Genomic DNA, 12,702 nt, shown 5'->3' on the forward strand with positions numbered 1-12,702 from the left:
TCCTATCGTTTACCGATTTTCCGTTGCTCCTAATCGGTGATCTGGTCAACCAGGGCTTGTTAGACAAGCCCCTGAGTCTTTAGCTCAGGGGTAGTTGACCTTTTTAGTTCTTATAAAGTAACTTCATCTTTTTAATTCTATAAAGTACATTATACCTGCCGCGACAGTTGCAAAAATAATCCAGCCTATGTGGGTGTGCACCAGCATCATTGTTTCCTGCCCATAATAATAAGCAGTTAAATAAAGAACAACAACTCTAAATAAATTTGAGATGTACGCAACCGCCACACAGAACCCAAGCATCTTCAGGGTTTTGTTTACTTCCATGTTTTCAATTCGACTGTACCCAAAGACGATTCCAATTAAGAGGAACATGGAGTACAGGCCTGAACAGGGTCCCCCAATAACTACAATCATTTCTTCAACGCCGCTGACCCTGACAGTTTCAGTAGCGATTACTTCCAGTGGAATTCCTGTCATACCGACCAGCTTCACAGTCGGAAGAAGTATGAAATAATGGTCGAACTTGTGCAGGAAATCAATGTTTAAGAAAGCAAACATAGTATAGAAGATAAGGTACAGTATCACAAAAACAGATGAAATGGACATTCCGAACCTGGAGACTCGTTCAATCTGCGGGTTTTGAAGCTGAGTCCCGATTAAAGAGGCTCCGAAGAATAATGTCATAACATCCAGGGTTCCAAGTTCCCCACCGTTTTTGAAATTATAATAGAGGTCGGCTGCAACTATGAAAGCCCCTATGACAAAATACGTTTTCGATTTTTTCAGCAAGCCGGAATTCCCCACATGCTTGAAATTAATTCTTGTCAACAAAAGTACAGAAGCAAGAAAGAGGATAACTCCAACAGTAGTGGAGCCTTCACTTACCTCAACTGCCATTCCTGTAAATAATGCAAGGACCAGTAAAATTAGAACCAGGTTTTTATTTTCTTCGTCCATCATACCTACTCATCCACATGAATATATAATTTGAGCAATTTGCTTAAAAACTTTCCTAAAAGTTATAAGCAATCTTCAGGATAACTTTTAAATAAAATTCAAAATAGTAAGGGATATATATTAAAGGCGTGACATTTTAAGCTAAAAAAATAAATTAGAGGGGAAACCTTCTAACTGATCCTCTGGGATTACAAAAAATTGAAACAAAAATCAATTGAAACTCAAAAAATCTATTATATAAATATGAATTTTTAATCCGATATGGACTGAAACTACGAAACAAATTACGAAACAAATTACGAAACAAATTAAATTTCAGGCACCGGGAGACAGATTAAAGATCATCCCCTTCAGGCCAAAAACGGGGGCGTCAAAGTTGAGGGACTTCACTTTAACAAAGTATGAAAGTTTGCTGCAGGCGATCAAAAAAACAGATTATTCTACCTGCACGGTATATGATTTTCTTAAAAACAAACCCGTGAAATGCATTATCCTCAGACATGACGTGGACCGTGCGGTTAACCGAAACCTTGAGATGGCAAAACTTGAACACAGCTACGGAATAAAGTCCACATACTATTTCCGGCATATTGAAGAGACGTTCAAGCCTGATATTATTCTCCAGATGGCAGAAATGGGGCATGAAATCGGTTTCCATTACGAAGTTATGGATAAGGCAAATGGAGATACGGATAAAGCAATTGAGATTTTCAAAACCGAACTCGAAGACCTCAGGAAAGTTACCGAAAACGTCACCGAAATAAATACGGTATGCATGCACGGGAACCCCCTCAAACCCTGGTCAAACCGGGACCTGTGGCAGAAGTATGATTTCAGGGATTTCGGGCTTGCAGGTGAACCATACCTCTCAATTGATTATAATAAAGTCTTTTACCTTACCGACACAGGAAGGACCTGGGCGGACTTGAAGATCCGGGTCAAGGACACGATTGACAGGCCCGGAGATATTTCTGGGGACAAATCCGAGGGCAAGTCCGGAAGTAAATCCGAAAGTAAATCCGGGACAAATGCAAAAGCAAACCCCAGGGCAATTTCTTCGACTGATGATGTGATCCGCCTGATCCAGAGCGAAAAAGTTTCCCAGATCTGCCTGCTCGTGCACCCCAACAGGTGGTGCGAAGACTTTGGCGGCTGGACAAAGGAACTGCTGTTCCAGAACGTGAAGAATGTCGGGAAGGCGGGGATTGTGTGGTACAGAAGCAGGACCCAAAAAAAGGATACTATGACTGCGGGGCTTTAAAGTGATTGAAATTACGGAGTCGATTGACCGGGATAAATGGGACGATTTTGTATTCAATCATCCGGAGGGAAATATTTTCCAGACCTGTGCAATGGCAGATGTATACAGGTCAACTAAAAACTATGAACCTATTTCGCTTGCTGCAGTTGAGCCCGAAAGCGGAGAGATACTCGCAGTCCTGCAGGCGGTCATCATAAGAGACGCTCCCGGCTTTGTCGGGTCAATTTCCTCAAGGTCAATCATCAACAACGGGCCTCTTTTTGTTGAAGGCAAAAAAGGGCTTGAAGCTCTTGAGAAATTGCTCAATTACTACGAGAAATTTCTGCACAACAGAGCAATCTACACCCAGATCCGCAACCTCTGGGACACTGAAAACTCGAAAGGGATGCTGGAATCTCTGGGATACCAGTACGAGCCCCACTTAAATTACCTGATCGACCTCAACCGCCCTGCTGAAAAGATCTGGGGAGATATCCACAAACCCCGCAGAAAAGGGATAAACAGAGCTGAAAAAGTAGGAATCCAGGTTAGGAAAATCGAAACGAGAGACGAAATAAAAGACTGCTATAAAGTAATTGAGGAGACCTATAAAAACGTAAGGCTCCCCCTTGCAGATATCTCTCTCCTTGAAAGCGCCTACGATAAACTTTCCGATAAGAGACTTATAGATTTCTACCTTGCAACCCTGGAAGGCGAAGTTGTCGGCTCAAGGGTAGTCCTGAAGTATAAGGGCCAGGTACACGACTGGTACGCAGGCTCAAAACAGGAAATAAACTACGTAAACGAAGCCGTTGTCTGGCATATGCTCTCGGAATACGCAGGCAAAGAAAAAGTATTTGATTTCGGAGGAGCAGGCCATCCCGACAAGCCCTACGGAGTAAGGGAGTTTAAGAAGCGGTTTGGCGGGGAGGAAGTGAATTATGGGAGATATAAAAAGATCCACAGCAGGGCTAGAGAAGAAATCATGAAATCGGGATTGAAAGTTTACAAAACTGTTGGGAAATATGTTCACATAGGAATCTGATTCTTAAAAACAGATGCCAAGTTAGAGACTGAATATTCTAGGGAGTATAAACATGAGTTCCATTAAACCTGATCCAATGCTGATTCCACGATTCAACATAGATTATGGTATGAAAGATTTCATAGACTCTCTGACGAACCTTAAAACTAAAGCAGATACCTCTCAGTTAACAGAATTGTTTTGCAATTCATCAATTGGGTTTACCAACAGTGGAAGGACTTCCCTTTACGTGATCCTTATGGCCCTGAACCTTCCGGCAAACTCAAACGTTGGAGTACCACTTTATTGTTGTCCCAGTGTGTTTGATGCCATAATTCAGGCTGGCCACAAACCGTTCTTCCTTGACATAGATTCTGACAACTATACAGTAAGTCCTGAACATCTTGAAAAGAAAATTGACGACATCGAAGCCGTTATTGCAATACACACTTTCGGAAGGCCTGCAGATCTCGATAAAATTCAAAAAATTGCAGGTGAAAAGCCAGTTATTGAAGACTGTGCTCACGCCCTTTTAAGCCAATATAAAGGAAAGCTGGCAGGAACGATTGCAACTGCAGGATTCTTCAGTTTCCGAACTGGAAAGTACATCTCAGCCGGAGAAGGAGGAATGGTAACTACCAGAAATCCGGAGCTTGCAGAAAATGTGAAAAAAGAGATACAAAAGCTGCCAGAACCTTCCGGAACCGATGAAATCAAACACACAATAAAAACCTGTGCACGCTCTACATTATATCATAGGCCATGGTTTGGACTGGTTTCGCTGCCTCTTGGGAGCAGGATTGAAGATAAAGTTGACCTGATGAACAAATACTCTTTCAAAACTGCAAAAATTCGAAATACTGATCTACAGGTTGTTGCTAAAAAGCTGCAGGATTTTCAGGAGAAAGTGGAACAGCAGAGACAAAATTCTCAATATCTCATTGAATATCTGAAAGGCATGGATCTAAAATTACCTTTCGAGACTAAAGATACTTACTGCAACTATTACCTTTTCCCGGTACAGGTGAATGAAGAATCCGAAAGGGATAAGGTATGTGAGTCTTTGAGGACAAAGGGGATCGATACGACTAAACTATTCAGCAAAACACCGGCTATAGCAAGAATAAATTACGGATATAAAGGAGATTGTCCCAATACCGAAAAGGTTGCAGATAGGATATTGACGATTCCCAATCATTATATGTTGAAAGAAGATGAGCTTAAAAAAGTGTCAGATGCTATGATATCATGTCTTTTGGCAGAAAACTAACTAAGAAGATATGCAAAGTATTTGCATCGATAGCTCCAGTAAATGGCCTTAGAATTATGCTACTAAGAGCCTGTAGCTACACCATTGGAAAAAAGGTGTACGTAGGGGAAAGAGTGATAATAGTTGATAAGTTGTCCGATAAGAACAACCTTGTAATTGGGGACAGAGTTTCTATTGCACCCGGATCAATTTTTGTAACTTCTTCTGACCCCAATTTTTCAAGAATCAGTCCCTATGTAAAAACCGTAAATGGTAGGATTGTAATCGAAGATGATGCATGGATCGGCGCCGGTGTAATAATATTACCCGATATAAAAGTCGGAACCGGAGCTGTGATTGGTGCGGGAGCAGTGGTAACAAAAAACGTCCTACCTTACACGATAGTAGCAGGGGTCCCTGCTAAAAAAACGGGGGAGGTAAGGGTAAAGTGAAAATTATACTGGATATAGGTCATCCAAAGGACGTAAACGTTTTTCAAAACGTAATATCAGAACTTCAAAACAGGGGACATGATATCAAAATAGTAGCAAGGGCTAAAGAGAACACAAGACGAATAATAAACGAATGTGGATTAAGTTGTGAGTTCGGCCCCTATTATAAAAGCATGGTTGGGAAAGCTTTTGGAGTAATTAGAAACGATATCTGGCTTTACAATATAGCAAAAAAGTTCCAGCCAGACATCTTCATAAGTCCCGGATCCCCCTATTCCGCACAGGTAAGTAAGTTACTTGGAAAACCACATTTGGCATTTATAGATACGGAGATTGCAGGACCTGCAATAAAATTAATGCTCCCTTTCACAGACAGAGTTTACACTTCTACATCGTTCTATCTTGACCTCGGACCAAAACAGGAACGATTTAACGGATATTACGAGTTAGCTTATTTACACCCAAAATATTTCACACCAAAAAAAGAAGTTCTCACGAAATACGGGTTAGATAATGACTACATAATATTGCGCCTGTCGGCTCTATCTTCCCATCATGATATTGGAGCAAGCGGCTTTTCATTTAAAACAGAAGAAGAGCTAAAAGAATACATCAAAGTACTTGAAGAACACGGAAGAGTAATAATCTCTTCAGAAGTTGCACCCTGGAAAACAATAGAAGTTTATCAGTTGAAATTTGAGCCCCGTGAATTACACGACATACTTTTTCATTCCAAACTCTGTATTGGAGAAGGTGCCACGATGGCATCTGAATCTGCTATTCTGGGAATTCCTTCAATATACGTTTCAAACACAAGACGTGGATATCTTGACGAACTTGAAGAAAAATACGGATTGGCATATACAATCTCAGATAGTAAAGTTGCACTGGATAAAGCTACATCTTTACTGAAAAAAAATGAATTAAAGGAAGAATGGTTTTTAATGAGGGAAAAAATGCTGAAAGAAAAGATTGATGTTGTTGAATTTATGGTTAATGTGATTGAAAAGAAAGGGAAATCAATCTGAACATTACTTCTATAAAGTAACTAAGTAGTAGTATGTAATTCTTCTAATTTCAATATTTTACTTGCAAATATAAAAATATAAATACTTTAAAAGTAGCATACATAAGCGCGTGGGGAAACATGATAGTCGGGATACATCAACCAAATTACTTGCCATATCTCGGTTTTTTTGATAAACTGAGGAAATCAGATGTATTCGTTATTTACGATGATGCCCAATTCACCAAAGGGGATTTCCAACACCGTAACAGGATAAAAATATATCATGGGTGGAAATGGCTGACTGTTCCGGTTGAAAAGAAACATATTCCCATCAATCAGATAAAAATAAGAGATAAAGTTGAAACAGAAGGAACAACCTGGCATGAAGCTCACTTAAAAGAAATACACGATAATTACAAAAAAACCCCTTATTATCCAAATTTTGAAAAAGATATTCGCAGGATATATGAGCAGGAATACGATATGCTGATCGATATAAACATAAAGCTAATCGAATTTCTGATGAAATCATTTGATATTGATACTAGGATAGTCTATTCCAGTGAATTCGGATTCACTTCCAAGTCGACAGAAAAACTTGTTGATCTTGTAAGCGAAATTGGCGGAGATACCTATCTTTCAGGTCCTATGGGTAAGGATTACCTTGATCTGCAGCTGTTCGAGAAACAAGACATAGAGGTAATTTTTCAGGAATTCAAACATCCAGCTTATCAGCAACAGTACAATGGATTTGAACCAAACATGTCGGCTATTGATGCTATGTTCAATACAGGAAGAATTCCATAATGAGTATTTTGAAACTAACAAAAGGAATGATATCAGAGAGAATCTCAGAGTTCATTGAGATTGATAAGGTCATTAATACGGATGAGAAATGGCAATATGATAATTTTATAATTGATCTTGATGGAAAGTGGGATAATAGTTATGTTTTCTTTATTGGTAGTGAAATTGCTGGATATATTATATGTTCTGTAAAAAATAAAGAAAATTTGCATATACATAGATTTGCTATCAAACAAGAATATCAAAAAATGGGTATTGGTAGCAAACTAATAAATGAAGTGATCAAAGATGCAGATATATATATAAAATATCTTACATTAAAGGTCTACAAAGACAATCTAATCGCAAAAAGATTTTATGAAAAAAATAACTTTCGAAATATATGCTTAATGAATGACAATCACATATATAGGAAGGACCTATGACAACCAAAATTCTTGCGATGGGAGCTCATCCGGACGATATGGAACTTGAAGCTGGAGGGTCTCTTGCTAAGTTTGCAAAAAGAGGGTGTGACGTATACCTGCTAATTTTAACAGCAGGAGGATATACGGATATAAATGGAAATACCTATTATGATAAACAATTGAGAGATGAGGCCAAAAAAGCTTCTAAAATATTGGGAATAAAAGATGTTATTTTCCTTGATTATTCTACAAAAGATCTTCAAGCAAATGGGGACACAATAACTAAGGTAGATTCCATTGTTGACGAATTAAAGCCTGATGTATTTATTTCTCACCATCCCTTTGACTCACATCAGGATCACAAAGCTGCAGCAGATATAATGTTTGCAGTTTCTCGCCAGGGAAGGGTAAAGAACGTACTTAGCGGTTCGACACTCCCATATAGACCTAATGTATTCGCTTTTAGGCCTCAATTTTTTGTAGATATTACAGAAACTCTTGAAACTAAATTAAAAGCCATACGTGCGTACGAGACACAATACAAAAAATTCGGCAGTGAAGTACTGATCGAACACGTGAAATCAATGGCAGTACATTATGGATGGGCAATGGGATACAAATACGCTGAATGCTTTGAAGTGATTCGAATGGATGACAGCATATGGAGATAAATAGCTACATACTTGTGACTCCATGCAAGAATGAGGAAAAAAGCCTCCCAAAACTTGCAGAATCTGTACTTACCCAGACAGTAAAGCCAATAATATGGGTTATTGTTGACGATGGAAGTACAGACAAAACCCCCGATATACTGCAAGATCTGACTTCAAAGCATAAGTGGGTTAAAAACATAAGGCTGAATGAAAAGCCCAGAGACCTGGGAATACACGTGTCACATGTTTATCGAACCGGATTTGATTATGCGATCAATTACTGCAAAGAAAATCTCCTTGAGTACAATTATATTGGTAGTATCGATGCTGATATAATTCTTGAAAATAACTATTTTGATTCGCTAATTATCGAAATGGGAAAAAACCAAAACCTGGGAATTTGTAGTGGGCACATAGGAAATATAGTAAATGACAAAATCATCTGGAGTGATTTCAGAGATGATTTACCTTCTGGTGGTGCCAGACTATGGAGAAAAAAATGCTTTGAGAATACAGGAGGTTACTTGCTAACCTGTAGTCCTGATAGTGTCTCAAATGTAAAAGCCAAAATTCAGGGATGGGATACCAGACAGTTTGAACATATCAAAGCTATATCCACAAGAGCCTACGCTAGTGCAGAAGGGCAGTGGAAAGGATATACAAAACTTGGTGCAAATAATTATTTTATTGGTTACACACCAATTCATGTCATACTAAAAGGTATAAAGCTATTGCATAGTAGAAATAAATATTTTAGAAATGGAGTAGGGTTAGCATATATATCTGGATACTTTTCAGAATACATCAAGAATGCCCCAAGGATTGATGACCCGGAAGTAATAGGTTATTATAAAAACAACAGACTGAGGGAGATCCTATGCTCAAAAATGAGATTTCACAGCGTAAGAAAGTAATTTTTTTTATGTTATTGATAATTCTTAATATCATATTAAGAATCCCCTCAATACCTCATGAAATCGGGAACGACTCTTATCAGATCCATGCGTTAGCTAATTCAATTTCTGAGTCCGGAACCGCTCGTTGGTGGGTTAATTCCTTATCAGCATTTGGATTATACTCATATTCGTATGCAAGCGCAGTTCCTTTTTTTCTGTCAGGAATATCTCAACTTTCAAATCTAGATATGGAAAAAGTTATCCTTTTATATTGCATGATTCTGGGAGTTTTTAGCATTTTTACTGCTTATTTAATGGCCGGAGCTTTATACGATAATGTTTTATTTAAATACATATTTGCTTTTTTTTTCTCAACGTCTCAAGGTATTTTGCAATTTACTTCTTTTGACGCAAGTACTAGAGGAATGTTCATGGTCATGTTTCCCCTTATTTTTTACTTCCTATTAAAAGAAGACAGATTATGGAGAAAATCGACTTTTATAATAATTTTTTTAGTATATCTTCGTTCGGTTCATAACTTCTCATATTTTGCTCTCCCTCTGATATTTACTATGATTATAATTTATTTGGGGTTGAAGATAAAAACAATTACAAAAAAGGAAATAAAAATAACTATTAATAGTGAAAAATTGGATCTACTTAAAAAAGTAAACTTCATCCATATATACATTTTTTTACTTTTATTCACTATTTTAGCTCCGTTTTTTATGAAATTATTTGTAGTAGGGTCTCGCTATCAGTACCTTATAGTTATCTTTATAACAACTGCACGTTATGTCGGTCCAGCAATCTTTTTCGCTTTAGGAGGATTGATATATAGTATCTACAAAAAGGAAAAAGGCTCTGATAACTGGTTTATTTTAATTTCCACACTATTTTTTATACCCATATCCTATTCAAGTACTTATGGAAAATTTATAATAATTCCATTTGTTATCTTTTTTATAGCCATTGCATTTAAAAATAGTTTATTTATTATCAGCAGTAAGAAATTAAATACATTATTTATTATATCCATTGTAATGAGCTCAATCCTTTTTTCTAGTTATTATAATCACTATCGTACAGGGGATTCACAACAAAATTGGTATATGGATGAAAAGACAAATCAATCAGGGATTTGGGCAAGATCATATATTCCCCAAAATTCACATGTATTTACGACTATTGGCTCAATCTGGAGAATGTTAGCTATTTCAAATGGGCACATTGAATTTCCTTCCTTACCACCTCTTGAACTTGTGTACGGGTTTGTTAATGAAGCTGAAGTTTTGAATAACACATTAGGGAATTCATATACAAGTTTAGATTATTATTTTGAAGGTCCATATTATCAACAAGGTGGGACTTCGAAGCTGGGGGAATATGAATGGGTGATGAACTTTGATATTAAAGATAGACGTATACAAAATTTTATTGAAAAATATGATATAAAATATGTTGTGTATGATGTCAGATCAAGAAGAGGAAAAATAATAGGTTCTGTAGAAGAAAATAATGACTTAATTTATGATGGTGATCGTATAAAAATATGGTCGGTTTAATATTGAGGCGAATATGAAAATTCTGATGATTCACGACCATTTTCCAAATGAGGAACATGGAATTTATACTCATACTCACCACTTATCTAATGAACTTCTTAAGAGGCATGAAATAGAGCAACTTAATGTTATTACCCCTATGATGTGCAAAATTGACGGAAAAAAAGATAACTATTTAGATTATCCTTTCTCAAAATATTTTTATCTCCCCCAGCAAATCAAAAAAAAAATTGATGAAATAAAACCAGACATAGTTCATATACATGGGACCCATCCACCATATTCGCTTCTACCATTTATTCTTAAAAAAAACTATAAAGTTGTTATAACTCTCCATGGTATAGTTGCGATCGATTCAAAAAACTCTATAAAAGGAAGACTGTTTCTTAAAAATTACTTATATGGTTTTTTAGAAAAAACTGCTATTAGAAAAGCGGATAGACTAATTGCAGTTTCTCCTGCTATAAAAAATATTGTTGAAAAAAAAGGTGCAAATCCTTCTAAAATTTCAGTGATACCTAACGGGATAAACATTAGTGAGCATGAGAATATAAAAAAGCTGAGAAACTTAAACCATCCTTCTTTATTTTTTATAGGGAGGCTGGTTAAACAGAAAGGTGTAGATATATTAATTAAATCACTACCTATAATTCAAGAATCCATTCAAAATATTCACTTATATATAGCGGGTTCTGGTCCCCAATATAAAAAATTGAACATTTTAATTGAGAAATTAAATCTGCAAAATAATGTTACTTTTTTAGGATATATAAAAGGAGAAGAGAAAATTTCTTATTATGAATCGATAGATATTTGTGTTATTCCATCTTCGTTTGAATCTTTTTCTTTTACTACATTAGAAGCGATGGCATCAGGAAAACCAGTAGTAGCATCGAATGTAGGAGGGATTCCATACCTTGTAGATGATGGTGATACTGGATTCTTATTTGAGTTCGGGGATTATTGCGAGCTGGCTAAAAAAATAATTGAACTATTAGAAAACAAAAAATTAAGCGAAGAAATGGGAAAATTGGCAAAGAAGAAGGCAGAACGATTTTCCTGGAGTTCTATAACTGATGAGACAGTAAAATTATACGAAAAAACGTTAAGGGAATGAGTCTGAATGACAAGTCAATTAATCTATTATTATCCATCAAAAGCCGGTGCACCTTCAGCAGTGGGAAGATGTCTATTTAATTCATTAAAAAAAAAGGTGAATAGCGATATTTTAGTTTTTCTACAAAATAAAAAAGATACTGTTGAAATAGAAAATGAAAAAAAAAATGTAAGAATCATTTCAATAAAAGAACTTGTATATCTTGAAAACGAGATCATTCATTTTTCAATGAGTCCACTTATTTATCCCAACAAAAAATTTTTGCTTTATCTTTTGAGCTTATCGAAACGCTCCAAACTGATAATAAACTATCACGGTGAGACTCGAACGGAGTTCAAAATAAAGCTAGCAAATCGTGATATGAGTTGTTTATTTAATCTTCCTACTTATGTACTGACCCCACTAATATTGAGAAGTGCTGATGTAATAGTTGTAAATTCGTTTGTTATGAAAAAATTATTTGAGTCAAATTATGGTTTAAATAATGTACAAGTGATTCCAAATGGAATCGATGACTTCTGGCTCAAATCAAAAATGGAAGAAAATATTCAAATTGATTTAAAAGGAGAATTTGGACAAAACACAAATATATTTTATCATGGAAGACTTGCACCTGAAAAAGGAGTAGATGTTTTACTTAAGGGATTTTGCAATGTCCTAAAAAAATATGAGTCCATGAATAAGATACATCCTATAATGCTTTATATCGCAGGAGAGGGTCCACAGAGAGAATACCTTAAAATCCTGAGCACAAAGTTAGGAATTGACAAAAATGTGGTTTTTTTAGGAAAGGTACCATTGAACACCTTAAGATCCTATTTGCAATCTGTAAATGCTGCTATTTATCCATCTGTATACGAACCCTTTTCTCTTGCAGTTCTCGAAGCTTTAAGTTCTGTTAATGGCCCAGTAATGTACTCATACAATACAGGTATAAATGATTTTGTTAAAAGAGATGGATATACATTTTATACTTTTGAACCTACTGTAGATGGAATATTTAATGCCATTGAAAGATTGGTTGAAAAAAAGTATGATATAAATATCCACAATGATCAAAAAAAATTTGCTCGCAATTACAGTTGGGACAACATTGCAGATGAGTATCTAAAAATATATAATCAATTTAACTAATTTCATTGGTTGTCAGTATCGTTATGATAAAAAACGACTTTAATGAGACTAATTCTTTGGTAAAACCTAAACATAACGCAAGGGCTCTAAAATATTGGGAAAAAATATTGGCGAAAAGATAACTTAAGGTTTTAATTTCTGTCTAATGTATTATGGTATTTGATATTTTGTAAATAAGGAAACTTACTT

The 12,702-nt window shown here is 36.1% G+C and carries 13 protein-coding genes; 12 read left to right on the plus strand and 1 reads right to left on the minus strand.

Annotation, left to right across the window (positions count from 1 at the left end):
- Positions 1-123: 123 nt before the first annotated feature.
- Positions 124-963 (minus strand): archaeosortase C, encoded by an 840-nt coding sequence (gene artC, locus EO98_RS10240; RefSeq protein ID WP_235283586.1) that lies wholly within the window; start codon positions 961-963, stop codon positions 124-126.
- Between the two features lie 373 nt (positions 964-1,336).
- Between artC and EO98_RS10245 the strand changes: the two genes are divergently transcribed.
- From EO98_RS10245 to EO98_RS10300, 12 genes are all read left to right on the plus strand, one after another.
- On the plus strand, positions 1,337-2,221 hold the full coding sequence (locus EO98_RS10245; RefSeq protein ID WP_048140171.1) for a hypothetical protein: 885 nt from the start codon (positions 1,337-1,339) through the stop codon (positions 2,219-2,221).
- Position 2,222: 1 nt separating this feature from the next.
- A complete protein-coding gene (locus EO98_RS10250) occupies positions 2,223-3,245 on the plus strand; it encodes a peptidoglycan bridge formation glycyltransferase FemA/FemB family protein (protein ID WP_048140173.1) in 1,023 nt (340 codons plus the stop codon).
- Positions 3,246-3,297: 52 nt separating this feature from the next.
- Positions 3,298-4,494, plus strand: a complete 1,197-nt coding sequence (locus EO98_RS17515) for a DegT/DnrJ/EryC1/StrS aminotransferase family protein (protein WP_052734505.1) — start codon at positions 3,298-3,300, stop codon at positions 4,492-4,494.
- Positions 4,473-4,925 carry a DapH/DapD/GlmU-related protein gene (locus tag EO98_RS19410; RefSeq protein ID WP_082098567.1) on the plus strand — a complete coding sequence of 151 codons (453 nt, stop codon included), beginning with the start codon at positions 4,473-4,475 and terminating at the stop codon, positions 4,923-4,925. Before EO98_RS17515 ends, EO98_RS19410 begins: the two co-directional genes overlap by 22 nt.
- Positions 4,922-5,953: a DUF354 domain-containing protein gene (locus EO98_RS10265; protein ID WP_048140175.1), complete on the plus strand. Its 1,032-nt coding sequence runs from the start codon at positions 4,922-4,924 to the stop codon at positions 5,951-5,953. The genes EO98_RS19410 and EO98_RS10265 overlap by 4 nt, the downstream gene beginning before the upstream one ends.
- 119 nt (positions 5,954-6,072) lie before the next feature.
- The gene (locus EO98_RS10270) at positions 6,073-6,741 is read left to right on the plus strand and encodes a WbqC family protein (RefSeq protein ID WP_048140177.1); all 669 of its coding nucleotides are present in this window, start codon (positions 6,073-6,075) and stop codon (positions 6,739-6,741) included.
- Positions 6,741-7,166, plus strand: coding sequence for a GNAT family N-acetyltransferase (locus EO98_RS10275; RefSeq protein WP_048140179.1), 426 nt, complete (start codon positions 6,741-6,743; stop codon positions 7,164-7,166). The genes EO98_RS10270 and EO98_RS10275 overlap by 1 nt, the downstream gene beginning before the upstream one ends.
- A complete protein-coding gene (locus EO98_RS10280) occupies positions 7,163-7,819 on the plus strand; it encodes a PIG-L deacetylase family protein (protein ID WP_048140181.1) in 657 nt (218 codons plus the stop codon). The genes EO98_RS10275 and EO98_RS10280 overlap by 4 nt, the downstream gene beginning before the upstream one ends.
- Positions 7,810-8,715, plus strand: coding sequence for a glycosyltransferase (locus EO98_RS10285; RefSeq protein WP_048140184.1), 906 nt, complete (start codon positions 7,810-7,812; stop codon positions 8,713-8,715). The genes EO98_RS10280 and EO98_RS10285 overlap by 10 nt, the downstream gene beginning before the upstream one ends.
- On the plus strand, positions 8,679-10,262 hold the full coding sequence (locus tag EO98_RS10290; protein ID WP_048140186.1) for a hypothetical protein: 1,584 nt from the start codon (positions 8,679-8,681) through the stop codon (positions 10,260-10,262). The genes EO98_RS10285 and EO98_RS10290 overlap by 37 nt, the downstream gene beginning before the upstream one ends.
- A 13-nt stretch (positions 10,263-10,275) precedes the next feature.
- Positions 10,276-11,379, plus strand: a complete 1,104-nt coding sequence (locus EO98_RS10295) for a glycosyltransferase family 4 protein (protein ID WP_052734507.1) — start codon at positions 10,276-10,278, stop codon at positions 11,377-11,379.
- Between the two features lie 6 nt (positions 11,380-11,385).
- Entirely contained in the window at positions 11,386-12,513 is a 1,128-nt protein-coding gene (locus tag EO98_RS10300) for a glycosyltransferase family 4 protein (protein WP_048140188.1), read from the plus strand.
- Positions 12,514-12,702 lie beyond the last annotated feature (189 nt).

The sequence above is a fragment of the Methanosarcina sp. 2.H.T.1A.6 genome (assembly GCF_000979455.1).
Taxonomy (GTDB): Archaea; Halobacteriota; Methanosarcinia; order Methanosarcinales; family Methanosarcinaceae; genus Methanosarcina.

What these genes read in the sequence shown, in the direction of transcription:
- artC (WP_235283586.1), bottom strand. Translation starts at nt 963, where the DNA reads ATGATGGACGAAGAAAATAAAAACCTGGTTCTAATTTTACTGGTCCTT.
- EO98_RS17515 (WP_052734505.1), top strand. Translation starts at nt 3,298, where the DNA reads ATGAGTTCCATTAAACCTGATCCAATGCTGATTCCACGATTCAACATA.
- EO98_RS19410 (WP_082098567.1), top strand. Translation starts at nt 4,473, where the DNA reads ATGTCTTTTGGCAGAAAACTAACTAAGAAGATATGCAAAGTATTTGCA.
- EO98_RS10270 (WP_048140177.1), top strand. Translation starts at nt 6,073, where the DNA reads ATGATAGTCGGGATACATCAACCAAATTACTTGCCATATCTCGGTTTT.
- EO98_RS10275 (WP_048140179.1), top strand. Translation starts at nt 6,741, where the DNA reads ATGAGTATTTTGAAACTAACAAAAGGAATGATATCAGAGAGAATCTCA.
- EO98_RS10280 (WP_048140181.1), top strand. Translation starts at nt 7,163, where the DNA reads ATGACAACCAAAATTCTTGCGATGGGAGCTCATCCGGACGATATGGAA.
- EO98_RS10285 (WP_048140184.1), top strand. Translation starts at nt 7,810, where the DNA reads ATGGAGATAAATAGCTACATACTTGTGACTCCATGCAAGAATGAGGAA.
- EO98_RS10290 (WP_048140186.1), top strand. Translation starts at nt 8,679, where the DNA reads ATGCTCAAAAATGAGATTTCACAGCGTAAGAAAGTAATTTTTTTTATG.
- EO98_RS10295 (WP_052734507.1), top strand. Translation starts at nt 10,276, where the DNA reads ATGAAAATTCTGATGATTCACGACCATTTTCCAAATGAGGAACATGGA.
- EO98_RS10300 (WP_048140188.1), top strand. Translation starts at nt 11,386, where the DNA reads ATGACAAGTCAATTAATCTATTATTATCCATCAAAAGCCGGTGCACCT.